Raw genomic sequence first — 18,703 nt, forward strand, 5'->3', positions numbered from 1 at the left:
TCTAGCAATCTATGAATTGCCGCCTCAACAGCGACTCAATTAATATTATCAGAAATTGTTTTTAATGTCAACAACTTTTTAATAATAATTGCTGTTCTCAACAGCGACAAGTAATAATATATCATGTCCTTAAAACACATGCAACACTTTTTTGTATTTTGACTGAGACTGATAAAAAAGAACATTATAAATGGAAGATCACTCACCCATCAAAAAAAGCAGGGACTTTTAAGGACCCCGCCTAAACTTTTTCTCTCTATGGAAGAATCAATAAATCGACGACTACGAGAAGTGCCACTCCAGGAATGCCCAGCAACCCGGAGATCGAAACTGTAAAGAGGTTTAAAGGGATATGATAACCCACTGCACTCCCAAAGACATTTAAAAAGAATAAAGCAAGAGCTCCAATCATCAAACGTATGACCCCTTTTCCAATCCACCGAAAGGCTTAAAGGGCCCAGTGACAAATAAAATAAAAAAGACGAGCAAGCCTAATGCTGAAATAAGTAGTATCGGGTCCACTTTCGTTCACCTAGCCTTTCCACTCACTTGTTTACTCTATATGTATGTCCATCCTAAAAAATCTTTCCCCTTAAAATACCTGTTAGAAGTAAAGGCACTTCAGACTGGTCCTTCCCCTAAAAACAGCAGCCCATATCAGGATAAGCTTTCCTTCATTCATCTTCCATAATCAATAAGGTAAAGGAGGGGAGCGAAAAACAGATATACCGGCTTTACTTCTGCTGACTGCAGAAAAGAGCAAGTGAACAAAAGGGGCCAAATAAATAATACAAAGAAACCCACGCTTTAAAAAAACGTGGGTGCCTCTTCAATATGAAGGATGAAGGTGCTTTTTTACTTACTCACTCCGCTTACCTTCTTTTGTCTTGCTTCTTTTAAGAGAAATAAATACTTGGCTTCTGTAAGCTTAACATCAGCCAACACTTCTCTTGATGGCTCTACACTTTTTGATACAAATGCCTGCTGTCTTTCCAGCTGGTGCTTCATTTCCCCGATTAAACGCACGAGCCTCTCTCTTTCTTTTTGCCGGATTCTTTTCTTTTTAAATAACATCGGCATCCTCTTTCCTATAACTCACGTCGTCCCTCGATCGCTCTTGATAACGTTACTTCATCCGCGTACTCCAGATCTCCTCCTACAGGAAGCCCGTGTGCAATCCTTGTTACCTTAATTCCTGTAGGTTTAACAAGGCGGGAAATGTACATGGCAGTGGCCTCCCCTTCAATCGTAGGGTTTGTTGCCACAATGATTTCAGTCACTGTGTCATCTTGAAGTCTTTTAAGAAGTTCAGGAATTTTAATATCTTCCGGCCCGATTCCCTCCATAGGGGAAATTTCTCCATGAAGCACGTGATACAAGCCATGATACTCACGCATCTTCTCCATCGCCATCACATCTTTTGAATCTTGCACTACACAAAGAACGGTTTGATCTCGTTGTTTATCCTCACATATCCTGCATGGATCAGTATCTGTTATATGGTGGCATACTGAACAGTACGTCAAATCTCTTTTTGCGTTAACGAGGGCTTTGGCAAAGTCCAGGACGTCATCTTCCTTCATGTCTAACACGTAAAAAGCAAGACGGCTGGCTGTCTTTGGCCCGATTCCCGGGAGTTTCATAAACCCGTCAATAAGCTTTGAAATAGGGCAGGTACTGCACCGAACACTCCTCCTAATTTAGAACATCCCAGGCAGGTTCATCCCTTTCGTGAACTTGCCCATATCTTGTTCTACTAACTCGTCTACTTGTTTTAGTGCTTCATTTGTTGCGGCTAGAACCAAGTCTTGAAGCATTTCTACATCATCTGGATCTACTACATCTTCATCAATTTCAATATCTACAATTCGCTTGTCACCAGAAGCGATAACCTTAACCGCTCCTCCACCTGCTGTCGCCTCAACAGTTTTTTCTTTCAGTTCTTCTTGTGCTTTTTGCATCTGTTTTTGCATCTTTTGCATTTGTTTCATCATACTACCCATATTTTTCATTTCTCACGCCTCCTAATATAGTCACTATTCACTTTCTACAATTTCTATTAAATCAGAACCTACTAATTTAATGGCTTCGTCAACAATCGGCTCCGTTCCTGCCTCGTCTTCTGTCTGGCTGCTGAGCTGGCTCCGCATATAATCTTCCTTAACCTTTTCCCATTGGCCCATAAGAATGGTTATAAGAGTCATCGGCTTCCCGCTGATCGTTTCAATCGCGCTTTCAACTAATGAGCGGAACTTTGAGTCCACCATGTTTCTGTGCATCTCGTTTTGAAATGCCAGGAGCACAGAATCCCCTGTGGCCGCCACCGGCTTAGAATCACTTGCCCAGGCACTGGCCGGGACACTTTCGCCTTTAATTTTATTCATTACTTCCGGCCATTTAGAAGAAATGACTTGAAGTTCCTGTTTCGAAGCCGAACCTAGCATTTCTTTGACTTTGCCCAGTCCGGCTAAATTAACCCCGCCCTGTTTGGAGGAAGAAACAGAAGGCGCCACTCGGGATTTTGGCTGCGATTCTTCTTTTCTTCCTGCAGCGGCAGGCACTCCCTGTTTTTTCAACGTCTCCAACTCTTTTCCATCCGGCTGAGCTTCTTGTGTAATTCCTGGACCTCTGCAGAGCTTGTTCCTTCAGCCTGGTTTTCTACATAACAAACATTGATTAAAGATAGCTCCAAAAAAATTTTGGGGTGGCTTGCCCACTTCATTTCCTGATGATAGTGGTTCAACTTATCAATTACTTCATATAACCATGGAGTGTCAATGGACTGGGCTGTCTCCTCGAAGCTTTCCTCCACTCTCACACGGTCAAGCACTTCATCCAGCTCCGGTGCTGTTTTATATAAAAGCATATCCCGAAAGTAATAAATTAAGTCTTCCATAAAGCGAAGGGGATCTTTCCCCTCTCTTATTAATGCGTCTGCTGTCTTGATCGCTTTTGCTGTATCTTTGTCCTTTAATGCCCTGGCTGTATCAGTCAAAAATTGCTGTGACACAGCTCCGGTAATAGCAAGCACATCAGCAGATGTCACCCTATCTTCAGCAAAAGAAATGGCCTGGTCTAACAGACTCAATGCATCCCTCATACCGCCCTCGGCTGCACGGCCAATCAAATGGAGAGCTTCTTGTTCTGCCTCAATATGCTGCTCTTCTAAGATATATTCCATTCGGCCAACGAGGGCCTGGCTGGATATGCGTTTAAAATCAAAACGCTGGCAGCGAGATATAATTGTTAAGGGAATCTTATGAGGTTCTGTTGTTGCCAGTATAAAAACAACATGCTTCGGAGGCTCTTCAAGCGTTTTTAGAAGCGCATTGAACGCTCCTGTAGAAAGCATATGCACTTCATCTATAATGTACACTTTATACCTGATATCTCTGGGTGCAGCCATTACATTTTCACGGATATAGCGGATTTCGTCGACCCCGTTGTTCGAAGCCGCATCTATCTCCATTACATCAACAATTGATCCATCTCCTATCCCCCGGCAAGAAGAACACTCATTACAAGGTTCTTTTACGGGAGCGTGTTCACAGTTGATGGCTTTAGCGATGATTTTGGCTGCGCTTGTTTTCCCTGTCCCCCTGGGCCCAGTAAATAAATAGGCGTGAGAGAACTTTTCCTGGATCAGAGCATTCTGCAGTGTCTTTGTAATATGCTCCTGTCCTACCACATCGCTTAGCTGCCGTGGTCTCCATACCCTGTAAAGCGCCTGGTAGCTCACTCCCGTTCCTCCTTTAACCGGCTGACATTCATCCCTAATTATACCGGTCTCAAGCGCATAATTCAAAGCAAGGATGCATCCAATTCCGGACTTTTCTTTTCAATAATTTTATGTACAAAAAAACGACCCCCGACGGAGCCGTTTGATCATTTCATTTATTAAAGCCGTGCACCTTCTGTTGATAATGCCTCCATAAGCGTTACCTGAACAGTTAGCTAGACCCAGGCGACTCTGCGGCACACGGAAGTGGCCGCTTACTGCTGCTTCCTTCCGGACCTGACAGGGTTCACGGGTTTCCGTTGCGCAGAACCCGGGCGTCAACACCACTTATTCAGGGCAGACCTTACGGAGACAAAACCTCGAGAAGGGATTAAGCCTCGCTATAGCGGATTGCGAGTACAGGGCACCGCTACCTCCCCGCCTAGCACGACAAATTTGATAACATTGTTAGGCGTCAGCATTTCAGCGACGCATTTCTTATTCTACATACTCTTGATACAAAATGCAAGAGGCTCTTCGTAGAAAATTTTTATTTCTCGTTTGCGGTGTTTTCCTGCTTTTTTTCCAATTCAGCAATCTTAGCCATAATTACATGAGGCGGCGTATGCATGATATGCTCTAGCGGCATATTAAGTTTTTCAGCAAGCCTTTGTGCTGTTTCTAAAGAAAATTGATTCGGTTGCACCGTTCTCCCTCCACTTCTAAAACCTCTAAGGTAACTATATCACGAGAAACCAGAGGCAGCCAATCTAAAAAAGGTCAGATTTTTGTCTTTTCTTTTCTTTCTTTTTTTTGCGCAATTCCTGAAAAAAGGAAGTCAATAACAGTCCGCACTCCTCTTCAAGGATACCCGCCCTTACGTCAGCCCGGTGATTGAAACGGGAGTCATCAAGAAGGTTCATCAGCGTACCGGCACATCCTGCTTTTGGGTCGACTGCGCCAAACACTACGCGTGGAACTCTGGCCTGAACCAGAGCCCCCGCACACATAGGACAAGGCTCTAACGTCACGTACAATGTACAATCTTCCAACCGCCAGGAACCCATATATTCACATGCCTTTTCTATAGCAATCATTTCAGCATGAGCATCCGAACGCTGTCTGGTTTCTCTTTCATTATGACCTCTCGCAATAATTTCCCCTTTAAAAACAATGACGGCACCAATTGGGACCTCTCCCTTTTCCTGAGCTCTAAGAGCCTCATTTATTGCTTCCTTCATAAAACGTTGATCATGTTCCTTCATCAAATGCTCACCACCTCTCTTTCCCAGTAACACTATTTAAGTATAAAAAAGCATACCCTTTGACAAAAGGTATGCTTGTAATAGTAAGTATTATGGCGGAGGAGGAGGGATTCGAACCCCCGCGGGCCGCAAAGCCCCTGGCGGTTTTCAAGACCGCTCCCTTCAGCCGGACTTGGGTACTCCTCCGTGCTTGTTTATGTCTTTTTGGCTGACAAGAACTATAATAGCATAAGGTCATAACCCATGCAAGCAGTTTTCTAAAAAAAATTTAAAATGTAGTAAAAGAGCCGTTCCAACCGGAACAGCTCTTTTGTTATCTTTGGCTTTTAGGATCAAACGCATCTCGTAACCCATCACCGACGAAGTTAATAGATAAGACAGTCAGCACAATCAGAAGACCAGGCGGCAGCCAGGCCCATGGCTGATTTGTTAATATATTTAAGCTTGTGGCTTCACTCAGCATAGATCCCCACGTTGGTGTAGGCTGCGGAATCCCAAAACCAAGGAAACTTAATGCAGATTCTAAGATGATCATTTGTGCCATAATGACGGTAGCATTGACGATAATCGGACCGACAGCATTCGGGATCATATGCTTCCCGATAATCCGAAGATCTGAGCGCCTATTGATCTCGCACTAAGTACGTATTCTTTTTCCCTTAAAGATAAATAATTCCCTCTAATAATACGGGTGATATTTGGCCACGTAATTAAACCTAAAGTCACCACGAAAATGAAAATAGTCGTTTCCTCTAAAATAGTTACTACTGTTAACACCATAAGCAAGAATGGAAAGATTAAAAAAAGGTCAGCCAAACGCATAATAGCACTATCCACAATTCCCCCGTAGTACCCAGCTAATGAGCCAAACACAACACCAATCACTGTAACGATAAGGGTAATAAATACCCCTACTTGAATAGACACCTGCCCACCGTACAATAATCGGGCAAAGTTATCTCTCCCTGAACTGTCCGTCCCTAGAAGATTAGTAGAATTTGGATCAGCATGTACGTTTAACAAGTCCGTTCTTGTCGGGTCAATGTCTGTTATTAACGGAGCACTAAAGGATACAATAGTTATTAAAATAAAGATAACGAGACCGATAACCGCTAACTTATTGCGGATAAAGCGCCGCAAAGCGAGTTGGGTGGGACTATAGTGCTTTTCCTTTTCTTGTCCTTCGCTCGGTTCAGGTGCACCTGGGTCTGTGTTATCCATTTGTTCTGTAGCTCTAGGATCACTCATGTCTTTCACCTCAATCGTAGCGAATTCGCGGATCAACTACAGCGTAGAAAATATCCGCTAACAAGTTACCGACTAATATCGTAACTCCAACTAATAAATTTATCCCCATTATTAACGGAAAGTCCCTGTTCATTATTCCTGTTAAAAAGAGTTGTCCTAGTCCTGGAAAGTTAAAGGTGGCTTCAATCACTACCGCCCCGCTTAACAGGGTTCCAAACTCAAACCCAAGTAATGTGATGATTGGAATCAATGCGTTTCGAAGGGTGTGCTTATAAAGAACACTGTTTTCTCCTAACCCTTTAGCACGTGCGGTTCGAATAAAGTCACTTCCCATGACGTCTAGCATTTCAGATCTGATGTAGCGCATGTAAATGGCAGTACTTGCCAATCCCAGGGTGATCCCTGGAAGAACTAAATGATGTAATCGATCAATAAAGGCTTCAAACCCTGTCAAACTCGTCGATGATACCGTTCCCTGTGCTGGAAACCACCCTAATTGGAACGAAAAGAAATAAATCGCCACCAGTGCAGCAAAAAAGTTAGGTGTTGCCAGTCCCAAAAAACCAAATGTAGTAGCAGAATAATCTACTACGGTGTATTGCTTACGAGCTGAATAAATCCCTATAGGCAAACCGACAATAATCGTGACAAATAAAGAAAATACGGCTAAATAAATTGTATTGGGCACCCTCGATAGGATAAGCTCCTGCACTGTTCGTCCCGAGTAGTGCAATGAATCACCCAGGTTCCCTCTTGCCACATTAGAGAGCCAATTTGCATATTGAACATGGGGTGGTTCATTTAATCCCAATGCTTCTCGACGCTGCTCTAAAACTTCCGGGTCAATCGTAGGATCGAGCTACTGGCCTGTTAAAGGATCCCCTGGCGCTAAATACGCAAGGGCAAACACAACAACTGTCACAATAAATAACATCGGAATGAAGACAAGTACGCGCCTTAATATATACTTGTACATGTTTTCCTCCTTCTCCCTCTCATAGCAATGGCGTGTGGCATATTCACCACACGCCATTTACCATCTTATACAGCCTTATTCGGCGAGGTACCACTCGTGTGTATCTTTGTACATATTGGCAGGGTGTTCAGTAACTCCCTGGAGGCTGTCGACGTATGCAAAGTTATTGATTGGAGACCATAAGAAGACCATAGGAACTTCTTCAGATACATGCTCCGCCCACTCTGCATACACTTCCATTCGGTACTCTTCATCAAATGCTTCTGGAGCTTGTACGCCAGCTGCAATGAGTTCGTCACTATGCTCATCATTCCAGCGCGTATAGTTATAAGCAACATCAGACTGGAAATAGACTGCAGGATCCGGATCGCCAGATGCTAAGCTCCAGCCCATAAGGTAAAGATCCATGCTTCTCTCATCATCCTCAACTCGGTCAGCATGAGCAGAAAATTCACGAGGCTGCTGCACATTTACATTAATACCAATATCCTGAAGGTTCTCCCCGATAACTAAAGCCGCATTCTCACGAGCTTCATTTCCAGTAGGGTATTCAAGGTTCAATACGTATTCTTCTCCATCTGGATCTTCATAGAAGCCATCGCCTGTTATATCTTCAAAACCGGCATCTTCAAGAAGGCACGTGCCTGATCCGGGTCGTACTCATATTTCACTGGCGCATCTTCATCATATGCCAGGAAGCTTCCGGGAATGGAGCGTGGAGGACCTCTCCAGAACCATGAAGGAGTCCTTCAATCATCGCTTCACGATTAATACCATAGACAAGAGCTTGACGCACACGCTTGTCTTCAAGTTTTTCGTTAACAATGAAATTATCAGGATCAACTACACCGGCTTCCACATCCTCACTTGGACGGTGAGCCAATTTAAGACCCATGTATTGGTAACCTAAATCTTGAGGCTGGTAAAGGTTCACATTCCCCAGCGCTTCAACACTTTCCACATCATTTGGCACGATTCCGTCTGGTTCAGCACCATGTGAATCTCACCATTATCCAGTAAACCAGTCATAACAGATTGGTCAACCACTCTCCAGGTCACACTATCAAGATGAGGTCTACCTTTCCAGTAATCCTCAAATGCTTCAAGCTCATAGCGATCCCCTTCTACAGCTGCGGTAAACTCAAACGGCCCTGTTCCAATGATTTCCCCAGGGTTAGAGGAAGCAGAATGTTGTTCCATTTCATCAGCAGGAACATCACCAAACACATGCTCTGGAATAATAAAGAAGCTGGCATCGTATTCTGGTGTTACAGTAGGCTCTTCCCACCGAAATACAACCGTATGTTCATCTACAGCTTCCACACCTTCAAACTCCTCCGTATCACCGGCTTTAAACTCATCATAGCCTAACAGTGAATCTGCATAGCTTGTACGAACACCTGTATATTCTGGGTCAGCGATAGCAGTATAAGTAAACACGACATCGTCTGCAGTAAATGGCTCGCCATCATGCCATACGACATCTTCACGAAGCTGAACAGTCATTTCTGTTTGCTCATCATTTAATTCGTATTCTTCTGCAAGTTCCCCGTAAAATTCAAGGTCTTCGTTCTGTTCAAAAAGCTTTTCATGTGTGAACTCCAGGATATTATTATCATATGAGGATTGATAGTAAATTGGATTAAACTGGTGATCTGGTGCGGAATACATGGCAAGATTTATATTTCCGCCTTCTTGAGGCTCTCCTGCCGTTTCACCGTTTTCTCCATCTGTCTCTGTTTCCGCGCCGTCTTCTGCCGGATCTGCACCTTCTTCAAAATCCTCATCGCCGCCATTACACGCTGACAAGATAAGACCTGTAGATAGTAAAAATAACAAACTTTTATGTTTCATCTTTTGTGACCCCCTTTTATTTTCTAAACCAGCAAACTTTTTTGACTCTTCCCTCTCCTCCTATACCCGCGTCACCTCCTGTACAGGTTAAAAGCTGAATAGGTTAGTCTTGTTCGGCATTTTCAGCAATTTTAGGTTCAGGCTCGGTGTACAAGTGACAAGCAACATAATGTCCTCCACCCATATTTGTTAATTGAGGCCGTTCTGTTTTGCATCTTTCATGAGCTTCCGGACATCTCGTGTGGAACGGACAACCTGAAGGAGGGTTAGAAGGGCTCGGCAAGTCACCCTCTAAGACCACCCTTTCTTTTTCTTCTTCTACATTGGTTGTCGGTACAGCCGATATTAAGGCCTGTGTGTATGGATGAAGTGGTTTTTTGTATATTGATTCCTTAGGAGCAATTTCTGCCAGCTTTCCAAGATACATCACAGCCACACGGTCGCTGATATGCTTAACCACGCTGAGGTCATGAGCAATAAAGATGTATGTTAACCCGTATTCATCCTGTAAATCTTCCATCAGGTTAAGAACTTGTGACTGAACTGAAACGTCCAGGGCGGAAACGTTCATCACCTATAATCAGCTTCGGACGAGTCGAAAGAGCACGGGCAATCCCTATTCGCTGCCGCTGGCCGCCGGAAAATTCATGGGGATATTTGTTCCTTGCACTTTCGTTCAGACCCACTGTTTCAAGAAGATTTATGACTCTTTTTTCCCGTTCATTTTTGCTCATGAGCTTTTGAACGACCATCGGCTCTTCTATGATTTCTCCTACACTCATTCTTGGATTTAAAGATGCGTAGGGATCCTGAAAAATCGTCTGCATTTCTTTTCTTAAATTTCGCATTTTTCGTTGAGAGATATTTGTTATCTCTTGTCCGTCAAAACGGATCTCTCCTTCAGTAGAATCAAGAAGACGAAGGATCATTCTTCCTAAGGTCGATTTTCCAGACCCTGACTCTCCCACAATTCCTAAGGTTTCTCCTTTGTAGACGTCAAACGTGATATCATCAACTGCTTTCACATGGGCTACAGTTCTTTTTAAGAACCCTCCTTGATAGGAAAGTATTTTTTTATATTTTTAACTTCTACTAACTTTTCACGGTTTTGAACATCATGCTGGTTCTGTTGTTTCTCTTTTGTAGTGTTCATGAATGCTGACCTCCTTGACTCTCTTCATAGAGAATACAGCGGACTTTTTGCCTATTCCCTGTATCCCGAAGGTCCGGCACTTCCGTTGTGCATTCTTTCATCGCATGCTTACAGCGGGGAGCAAACCGGCATCCTTGAGGAAAGTTATGGGCCGGCGGTACAGTACCAGGTATAGATTCCAGCCGTTCTTTTTCATCGTCAAGCTGAGGCATGCTCCCTAACAGACCGACGGTGTATGGATGTTTAGGTTCCGTAAATAGTGTCTTCGCATCTGCGTTTTCTACAATTTGACCTCCATACATCACTAGTACTCTATCAGCCATCTCAGCGACGACGCCAAGGTCATGGGTAATCATTAATATGGAAGAATTTGTTCTTTCCTTCACTTCAGCCATCAGATCGAGAATTTGAGCTTGAATGGTGACATCCAGCGCCGTTGTAGGCTCATCAGCTATTAACAGTTTAGGGTCACAGCTCATAGCGATCGCAATCATCACCCGCTGTCTCATCCCCCCGGAAAGCTGATGAGGATATTCGTCTATGGTTTCTTCGGCACGAGGAAAACCAACCATTTTCAGGAGCTCAATCGTTTTTTCCCGAGCCTGCTTCTTTTTGTATCCTCTGTGCTTTATCAACGGCTCAGCTACCTGGTTTCCAATAGTAAATACTGGATTCAGTGAAGTCATTGGCTCCTGAAAATCATTCCAATTTCATTTCCCCGCACGTTGCGCATTTGCCGTTCCGGAAGATGAACGATTTCTTTCCCCTCTAATTTAATGGAGCCTTCTACTATTTTTCCCGGTGGACTGGGTATCAGACCCATAATAGACATGGAGGTTATACTTTTTCCACTGCCCGACTCCCCTACGATAGCTACTGTTTCCCCTTTGTTAATTTCAAAATCAACACCATCTACAGCTTTAGCCACTCGGTCTCCAAGATAGAAATATGTTTTTAATCCTTTTACGTCTAGTAATGCTTCATTACTCATAGGTACACCTCAATTTAACTCTATTTTCCTTTACTGAATATTTTAAAAATTTATGCTGAGACCCTGGCTTACCAAAAACTAGTTTTCTACTATAGGGTTAGGGTATAATATAGGAAAACGAATCTTTATACTGCTTTAACTCCACGCTTACATCTGCTGTGAGAATACCCTCAATTTGTGATAGTTCTTTGTTTACAAAGTGAACAAGATCTTCATTGCTTTTGAAATAGGCCTGAATAATCAGGTCATGTTTTCCGGAAAAAGCACCAATAAATCTTACTTCAGGGTACTTTTGCAATTTCCCCGCAATTTCTTCCTGCTTGCCTAGTTGAGTAGAAAAGCCAATAATCGCCTGGACTTTTAAGCCTACTTTATTTGGGTTCGTATGAATGATAAACTCAAATACTCCCTGCTGAAGCATTTTATTTATTCGGGAACGAATGGTTCCTTCACTCACATCAAGACAACGAGCAATCTCACTGTATGATCGCTTTCCATTTTCCTGCAAATACCCTAAGATAGCGAAATCTGTATTATCCAAATGGTTCATTTCTCTCACACTTCTTTTTGTATGTACTCTTCCTAGGCTTGTTCGTTATACATGCTGATTTTTTCCAAGTATAGGAATGTGTTACGATATCTTCACGCATATACGTCTTTATTTATAATTTTCGTAAGAATTAAAAGAATGAATTAAGATTATTATAAGGAAACTTGTAATTTAATGCAATATTCGTTTTTAGAAAAAAGCAAAATTATTGAAAGATTTTTTTACAATTCTACATATTTCAACGCCTAGAGACCATTTGGTAATATATTCTTCAATTTTTCTCCCTTTTCTATTTCCTTCGAATTCCGTAATTTTTTGCGAAATCACGTACATCTTTATATAAAAAGCACTCTGTCTCGCCAAAGACAGAGTGCTTATTTATCTGATGTGAGTTTTGTTTTTCATATAAGGCTGTAGAACCTCAGGGATTTTTATTGTCCCGTCTTCTTGCTGATAGTTTTCAATGATTGCAGCTACCGTGCGGCCCACCGCTAAACCAGAGCCATTTAACGTGTGAACAAATTCTGTTTTGGCCTTTGCATCTCTTTTAAAACGTATGTTAGCTCTTCTGGCCTGGAAAGATTCGAAGTTACTGCAAGAGGATATTTCTTTATATTCATTGTAGCTTGGAAGCCAAACTTCAATATCGTATTTTTTTGCGGCAGTAAATCCTAGGTCCCCTGTACACATGTTCATGACCCTGTACGGAAGGTGTAAGAGCTGAAGCACCTTTTCTGCGTGTCCAGTAAGTTTTTCAAGCTCTTCATAAGAATCTTCTGGTTTAACAAATTTCACCAGCTCCACTTTGTTAAATTGGTGCTGACGAATGAGTCCTCTCGTGTCACGGCCGGCGGAGCTGCTTCAGACCTGAAACAAGCACTAAAAGCCGTATATCCTATCGGAAGTTCTTCACCATTAAGAATTTCATCACGATGTAAATTTGTTACTGGCACTTCTGCTGTCGGAATAAGAAAATAATCTTCTTCTCTAATCTTAAAGGCATCCTCTTCAAACTTAGGAAGCTGCCCTGTCCCCGTCATGCTCGTGCGATTTACCATATATGGGGGCAGTACTTCCTCATACCCATGCTCATCTTCATGAAGATCCATCATAAAGTTGACAAGGGCTCGCTCTAAACGGGCTCCTGCCCCCTTATAAAAAGCAAAGCGGCTGCCTGTCACTTTACTTGCTCTCTCAAACTCCACAATTCCTAGCTCTGTTGCCAGATCCCAGTGGGCTTTCGCTTCAAAAGAGAAAGACGGAATCTCTCCATACGTTCTTATTTCTTCATTATCATCTTCATCACTACCGACTGGCACACTTTCGTGGGGGATATTAGGAATTGTTAAAAGCAAAGTTTCTAACTCTTCTTCAATTTCCCGCAGCTCCACATCAAGGTCTTTTATTTTTGCAGATGCTTCCTTTGTTTTCTTTATTACCTCGTCTGCGTCTTTTTTTTCTCTCTTTAGCTGGGCTACCTGCTGTGACGCTTCATTTCTTTGCTGCTTTAACGTTTCTGTTTCTTGAATTAACTCTCTGCGGCGCTTATCCAGTTCCTGGAACCGGTCGATCTCTCCAATGTTTTCTCCTCTTTTTTGAAGCTGTTCTTTTATTTCTCCGAAGTTATTTCTAAGTTCTTTAATATCAAGCATCATCTTTGCCTCCTTTTTCTGTTCGTTTGTCTTCTTTCTGCTATTCTCCATAAAAAAAGCCCTCATCTGGTAAGGGACGAGAGCTTTTCCCGCGTTGCCACCCTAAATTGAAGACGCCAGTCTTCCTCTTAGCACCCCATAACGACGGATGAACCGGAAGAACCTACTACATTCAGCCCTTCACTCCAGACTGGATTCCTGCTTATTCTTTACCGATTCACACCAGCCATCGGTTCTCTGAAAAAAGAATAAAACAGTACTAGCGTCTATCTACGAATTAAATTTATGAAGAAATCGCTTGTGTTGCGAACTGTTCTTTGGCTTCTTTTACCATTGTAGCAAAATATCTATGCATACGGCAATCTGTCGTTAATTCCGGGTGAAAGGAGCATGCGAGTAAATGACCTTGTCTGGCTACCACGATCTCTTCGCCGTATTTGGCCAATACTTCCACATTGTCACCAACTTCAGAAATAAGGGGAGCACGGATAAAGACAGCCTGTATGTCTTCTCCAATGTCTTTGACAGGCATAAGAGTTTCAAAACTCTCTCTCTGACGGCCAAATGCGTTCCGCTCCACTACCATATCCATCAGTTCTAAATGGCCTTCTCCTTCACCTGCAATTTCCTTTGACATTAAAATCAGCCCTGCGCAGGTTCCAAATACTGGTTTTCCTGATTCTGCAAACTTTTTAAGGGGTTCAAAAAAATCGTATTTATCAATTAAACGGCGCATAGTGGTACTTTCCCCGCCAGGAAAAACCAAACCGTCCAAGTCTTCCAGCTGTTCTGTGCGTTTTACAATCGTGACTTCCGTATCCGGAGCAGCTAAACATTCCACGTGTTCCCGCACTGCTCCTTGAAGAGCCAGCACTCCAATTTTCAACATGATAATGCTCCTTTGCTTGTTTGTATTGATAAGCAATGTACTCCGGGATGATTTCTTACCAGCCGCGGTCCTGCATGCGCTCTGATGCAGCCAACGTAGAAATCTCAAGACCTTTCATTGCTGTTCCTAGACCTTTGGATAATTCACCAATCAATTTATAATCTTCATAATGAGTGGTAGCTTCTACAATAGCACGGGCAAATTTTTCAGGGCTTTCGGATTTAAAGATCCCGGATCCTACAAAGACCCCGTCTGCACCAAGCTGCATCATAAGTGCTGCATCCGCTGGTGTAGCAATTCCGCCGGCAGCAAAGTTTACAACTGGAAGCTTACCGTTCTCCTGAATATTTAAAAGCAGCTCGTAAGGAGCACCGATGTTTTTAGCTTCTGTCATTAACTCGTCTTTTGACATGGTAACAACACGTTTAACCTGTGCTTGTACCATTCTCATGTGACGCACAGCTTCAACAATGTTTCCTGTACCTGGTTCACCTTTTGTACGAAGCATTGATGCTCCTTCTCCTACCCGGCGAAGAGCCTCTCCTAAATCTCTTGCTCCACATACAAACGGCACGGTGTAATCTCTTTTGTCAAGATGATACACTTCATCCGCAGGAGTCAAAACTTCACTTTCATCAATGTAGTCTACTCCTAAAGCTTCTAATACGTGAGCTTCAACGATATGTCCGATACGGGCTTTGGCCATAACCGGGATAGAAACGGCTCCCATCACTTCTTCAACAATCGTAGGGTCTGCCATACGGGCAACTCCACCGGCTGCGCGGATATCTGCCGGTACTCTTTCTAGTGCCATTACAGCAACTGCGCCTGCTTCTTCTGCAATTTTTGCCTGTTCAGCGTTTACCACGTCCATGATGACGCCGCCTTTTTGCATTTCTGCCATACCACGTTTTACTCGATCAGTACCTCTATCTGCCATGTTTTCCTTTTCCCCCTGCTCATTTTATAACTAGATCATAAACGACCTTATAAATAGTAAGATAATTTTTACTATCATTCCGTTCTATATTGTATCATTATTCTTCGTCATGTTAAAGCAGATAAGAAAAGAGGGATTAAAACCATCCTTTTACTGTATCTGCAACGTTGTTCCACATCCCTGAGAAGAAACCGCCGATACTGCGTATGCCTAAAGAAAACCAACCTGCTTTTTCAACTTCTTCATTAACAATTACAGGGACACGCTTCGCTTCTTCTAATTGTTCACTTAAATATTCTTCACTATTCTCACCAGTATATTCAAAATCAATGTACCCAATGACCTCACCTTGTTCAATAGGTGCTGTCAGCTGATTCTCTTCATCAAGGAATTCTCCGTTAATCGTTAAATTAGGTGTATACGCATCAGCCTCTTCATTGCGATGCAGCAGCAACGTTAAAGGTTCAGCGGTTGAAATAGAAACTTCTGACTCTGTTCCTCTGCTTACCGGCAATGTTTCATGGCCTTCAATTTGGTATCCTTCTTCCGCCACTTCTTCATGTTCATAGTTATCAAAACCATAATCCAGAAGTTTTGCAGTTTCTTCAAAGCGGGCTTCACGAGAATCTGTCCTCATCACAACGGAGATTAAGCGAAGATCCTCTCTTTCCGCTGTGGCAGTAAAGGCATTTCCCGCAAGGTCTGTGTACCCTGTCTTTAAACCGTCAAGGCCTTCATAGGCAAAAGGAAGATCTAATTCAGGAAGCATCCAGTTCCAGTTCACCATATCTATTTCGTCATCTGTGCCTTCTTTGAAAGACTTACGCCCAATGCTTGCTGTCTCCAGCACTTCCGGGTACTCATCCAGCAGGTTATAAGCAAGCTTTGCTGTTGCCCGGGCAGACATCATATTCTCTGCATCTGCACCAGTGCCTTCAGGATGCAAGCCTCCCATTGAGTTATTATTCAACCCGCTTGAATTGACAAACTCATATTCATCAAGCCCTAATTCAGCAGCTTTTTCGTTCATTTTATCGACAAACTCTGTTTCAGAGCCGGAAATTAATTCAGCTAATGCTATCGTCGCTGCATTGGCAGAGTATATAGCCATTGATTCATACAGTTCACGGACGGTGTATTCCTCATCAGGTCTTAACGGTACATTTGACAAAGCTCGAACGTGAGAAAGTTCCCTGACCTTATCACTTATAGGAACCGTCTGGTCCCAGGAGATCTCCCTTCCTCGATAGCTTCATGTACCAAGTATTCTGTCATGATCTTTGTCATGCTCGCAGGGGGGAGTATTACATCTATGTTATCTTGATAAATAATCTTCCCCGTTTCTGCATCAACTAAAATTGCAGCCTCAGCTTCTAGATCCGGTCCGCTTGCTTCCGCCGAACCAGCAAATCCAAAAACTGCTAAACTACTAAGTACAGCGGCTGCCCCTGTTCCTAAAAAATTCTTTCCCAACTTGCTACACCTCCATGATGACTTGCACAAAAGATATTCTATCATAAGAATATGGAAAAACATAGATTCCCAGAGACCCTATTCTATCTTTTTTTCACTTCTGTTTTTGTTGCTTTTTCACTATTACACAGCTTTGTTTGCTGCCAGGTGGCTCCTGAAGACAGAAGATTGCTCGCAGTTTTCATTTTGAAGGTAAAAGCGGGGATAATTCAGGAAGGTGACCTTGCTCCAGAGTCTTGCTTGGTAATAAATCTTACTAACAAAAAGAGCTTTTCCCGGGAAATAAAGGAAAAAGCTCGATTGAAATTGCTTACTTTGTTAACAGCCTTCAGCTTCTACTCTCCTGGCTGCCAAAACAGGGGGCCGGAGAACTCAGCCCCTTCCATGGCGTTTTGAAGACCAGGTCTTAGCTTACAAGCTATAGTTTGGTGCTTCTTTAGTAATTTGAACGTCGTGAGGATGACTTTCAATTAAACCGGCGTTTGTTATCCGGACAAATTTTCCGTTTTCTCGTAAATCATCCAGTGTCTTTGTGCCACAATAACCCATGCCAGCCCGAATACCCCCTAATAACTGATGAAGAGTATCGGAAAGCGGTCCTTTATAAGGAATTCGCCCTTCTATGCCTTCGGGTACAAGCTTTTGATTTTTTTCCTGGAAATAGCGATCTTTACTTCCTTGTTCCATTGCCCCTAGTGAGCCCATGCCCCGGTACACTTTAAACTGACGTCCTTGATAAATCTCTCTTTCTCCCGGGCTTTCTGACACTCCCGCCAGCAAGCTTCCGAGCATAACCGCATGTGCTCCGGCAGCAAGTGCTTTTACGATGTCTCCAGAGTATTTAATGCCGCCGTCTGCAATAATAGGCACGTTATGCTTGCCAGCTTCTTGTGCACAGTCGTAGACCGCAGTAATTTGAGGGACTCCTACTCCTGCAACAACGCGAGTGGTACAAATAGATCCAGGGCCAATTCCCACCTTTACAATGTCAGCTCCAGCTGTAATTAAATCCCTTGTTCCTTCAGCTGTAGCTACATTTCCTGCAATAATTGAAAGATCCGGAAACTCATTGCGGATTTCTTCCACTTTGTTGAGTACTCCCCTGGAATGACCGTGCGCCGTATCAATTACGATGACATCTACCCCCGCGTCCACAAGTGCACTTACGCGTTGAACACTATCTTCTGTCACGCCTACGGCTGCTCCGGCAAGAAGACGTCCCTGTTTATCTTTGGCGGAGTTTGGAAACTCGATTACTTTTTCAATATCTTTGATCGTAATTAAACCTTTAAGCGTGCCATCTTCATCAACGAGAGGAAGCTTTTCAATCTTATATTTTTGCAGTGTTTTTTCAGCTTCCTTTAAGGTTGTCCCTACAGGAGCCGTAACAAGATTATTGCTCGTCATTACTTCTTCAATCTTGATGGAATAATCTTCAATAAACCGAAGGTCTCTATTTGTTAATATTCCAACAAGCTTTTGATTTTCATTTACAATCGGCACCCCGGAGATACGGTATTTAGCCATTAATTTTTCTGCATCAAATACCTGTCTGTCTGGTGTAAGAAAGAAGGGATTAGTAATAACACCGCTTTCTGACCTTTTTACTAAATCCACAAGCTCTGCCTGCAGTTCAATAGACATGTTCTTATGGATAATGCCAAGTCCCCCTTCACGGGCCATGGCGATGGCCATACCGGCTTCTGTTACTGTGTCCATTCCTGCACTAATGATCGGGAGGTTCAGCGGAAGTTTTTCTGTTAAAGTCGTTTTCACTGATACTTCGCGAGGATGAATTTCAGACCGGTCCGGAACCAGCAATACATCATCAAACGTCAATCCTTCTTTTTCAAACTTATCTGTGCGCACGATACTTGTCATCCTCTCTATTATGGTCTTCCCTGAATCTAATCAGTCTCTAAATATTATTAAGTAGGGTAACAATTGGGTATCCTACTGTCAAGAAACAAATGTGAAGCTGTCTTCTTAACTAA

Annotated in this window: 14 protein-coding genes, 1 tRNA gene, 1 other RNA gene, 7 pseudogenes and 1 other annotated feature; all 23 genes and pseudogenes read right to left on the reverse strand. The window is 43.0% G+C overall.

What is annotated here, in order from left to right; all coding sequences use genetic code 11:
* Positions 1-256: 256 nt before the first annotated feature.
* The 23 genes and pseudogenes from JCM19033_RS25590 to guaB all read right to left on the reverse strand — a co-directional run bounded on the left by JCM19033_RS25590 (position 257) and on the right by guaB (position 18,590).
* Positions 257-412, reverse strand: a complete 156-nt coding sequence (locus JCM19033_RS25590; protein ID WP_269758133.1) for a pro-sigmaK processing inhibitor BofA family protein — start codon at positions 410-412, stop codon at positions 257-259.
* A 443-nt stretch (positions 413-855) separates the two neighbouring features.
* Positions 856-1,074 (reverse strand): YaaL family protein, encoded by a 219-nt coding sequence (locus tag JCM19033_RS10120; RefSeq protein WP_054636230.1) that lies wholly within the window; start codon positions 1,072-1,074, stop codon positions 856-858.
* 14 nt (positions 1,075-1,088) lie between these two features.
* Positions 1,089-1,700, reverse strand: a complete 612-nt coding sequence (gene recR / locus JCM19033_RS10125) for a recombination mediator RecR (protein WP_269758134.1) — start codon at positions 1,698-1,700, stop codon at positions 1,089-1,091.
* Positions 1,701-2,012, reverse strand: a complete 312-nt coding sequence (locus JCM19033_RS10130) for a YbaB/EbfC family nucleoid-associated protein (protein WP_054636232.1) — start codon at positions 2,010-2,012, stop codon at positions 1,701-1,703. It lies immediately after the preceding gene.
* Positions 2,013-2,036: 24 nt separating this feature from the next.
* Positions 2,037-2,585, reverse strand: coding sequence for a hypothetical protein (locus JCM19033_RS27410; protein ID WP_306301309.1), 549 nt, complete (start codon positions 2,583-2,585; stop codon positions 2,037-2,039).
* Positions 2,573-3,739, reverse strand: coding sequence for a DNA polymerase III subunit gamma/tau (gene dnaX, locus JCM19033_RS10135; RefSeq protein ID WP_306301310.1), 1,167 nt, complete (start codon positions 3,737-3,739; stop codon positions 2,573-2,575). The genes JCM19033_RS27410 and dnaX overlap by 13 nt, the downstream gene beginning before the upstream one ends.
* Positions 3,740-3,903: 164 nt before the next feature.
* Positions 3,904-4,169, reverse strand: an RNA gene (gene ffs / locus JCM19033_RS22175) — signal recognition particle sRNA large type.
* 99 nt (positions 4,170-4,268) lie between these two features.
* On the reverse strand, positions 4,269-4,424 hold the full coding sequence (locus JCM19033_RS22180) for a YycC family protein (RefSeq protein ID WP_083465382.1): 156 nt from the start codon (positions 4,422-4,424) through the stop codon (positions 4,269-4,271).
* A 64-nt stretch (positions 4,425-4,488) separates the two neighbouring features.
* Positions 4,489-4,983 (reverse strand): tRNA adenosine(34) deaminase TadA, encoded by a 495-nt coding sequence (gene tadA / locus JCM19033_RS10140; RefSeq protein ID WP_054636233.1) that lies wholly within the window; start codon positions 4,981-4,983, stop codon positions 4,489-4,491.
* Positions 4,984-5,076: 93 nt separating this feature from the next.
* Positions 5,077-5,169: transfer RNA gene (locus tag JCM19033_RS10145), tRNA-Ser, on the reverse strand.
* A gap of 127 nt (positions 5,170-5,296) precedes the next feature.
* A pseudogene (gene opp4C, locus JCM19033_RS10150) lies at positions 5,297-6,231 on the reverse strand (oligopeptide ABC transporter permease).
* A gap of 10 nt (positions 6,232-6,241) precedes the next feature.
* A pseudogene (locus JCM19033_RS10155) lies at positions 6,242-7,207 on the reverse strand (ABC transporter permease).
* Between the two features lie 75 nt (positions 7,208-7,282).
* Positions 7,283-7,831 (reverse strand): annotated as a pseudogene (locus JCM19033_RS25595) (ABC transporter substrate-binding protein); the annotation flags it as partial.
* A gap of 43 nt (positions 7,832-7,874) precedes the next feature.
* Complete coding sequence (locus JCM19033_RS25600) at positions 7,875-8,168, reverse strand: ABC transporter substrate-binding protein (protein WP_269758120.1); 294 nt, start codon at positions 8,166-8,168, stop codon at positions 7,875-7,877.
* Positions 8,138-9,061, reverse strand: coding sequence for an ABC transporter substrate-binding protein (locus JCM19033_RS25605; RefSeq protein WP_269758121.1), 924 nt, complete (start codon positions 9,059-9,061; stop codon positions 8,138-8,140). The genes JCM19033_RS25600 and JCM19033_RS25605 overlap by 31 nt, the downstream gene beginning before the upstream one ends.
* A gap of 103 nt (positions 9,062-9,164) precedes the next feature.
* Positions 9,165-10,214 (reverse strand): annotated as a pseudogene (locus JCM19033_RS10165) (ABC transporter ATP-binding protein).
* Positions 10,211-11,205 (reverse strand): annotated as a pseudogene (locus tag JCM19033_RS10170) (ABC transporter ATP-binding protein). The pseudogenes JCM19033_RS10165 and JCM19033_RS10170 overlap by 4 nt, the downstream one beginning before the upstream one ends.
* Before the next feature lie 97 nt (positions 11,206-11,302).
* Positions 11,303-11,755 (reverse strand): Lrp/AsnC family transcriptional regulator, encoded by a 453-nt coding sequence (locus tag JCM19033_RS10175; protein WP_054636314.1) that lies wholly within the window; start codon positions 11,753-11,755, stop codon positions 11,303-11,305.
* A gap of 378 nt (positions 11,756-12,133) precedes the next feature.
* Positions 12,134-13,407 (reverse strand): annotated as a pseudogene (serS, locus tag JCM19033_RS10180) (serine--tRNA ligase).
* 69 nt (positions 13,408-13,476) lie between these two features.
* Positions 13,477-13,689, reverse strand: a binding site (T-box leader).
* Position 13,690: 1 nt separating this feature from the next.
* Positions 13,691-14,296, reverse strand: a complete 606-nt coding sequence (gene pdxT / locus JCM19033_RS10185) for a pyridoxal 5'-phosphate synthase glutaminase subunit PdxT (RefSeq protein WP_054636234.1) — start codon at positions 14,294-14,296, stop codon at positions 13,691-13,693.
* A 55-nt stretch (positions 14,297-14,351) separates the two neighbouring features.
* Positions 14,352-15,236 (reverse strand): pyridoxal 5'-phosphate synthase lyase subunit PdxS, encoded by an 885-nt coding sequence (gene pdxS, locus JCM19033_RS10190; RefSeq protein ID WP_054636235.1) that lies wholly within the window; start codon positions 15,234-15,236, stop codon positions 14,352-14,354.
* 136 nt (positions 15,237-15,372) lie between these two features.
* Positions 15,373-16,754, reverse strand: a pseudogene (locus tag JCM19033_RS10195) (D-alanyl-D-alanine carboxypeptidase family protein).
* A gap of 366 nt (positions 16,755-17,120) precedes the next feature.
* Positions 17,121-18,590, reverse strand: coding sequence for an IMP dehydrogenase (gene guaB / locus JCM19033_RS10205; protein ID WP_054636237.1), 1,470 nt, complete (start codon positions 18,588-18,590; stop codon positions 17,121-17,123).
* Positions 18,591-18,703 lie beyond the last annotated feature (113 nt).

It is taken from the genome of Thalassobacillus sp. C254 (assembly GCF_001310615.1).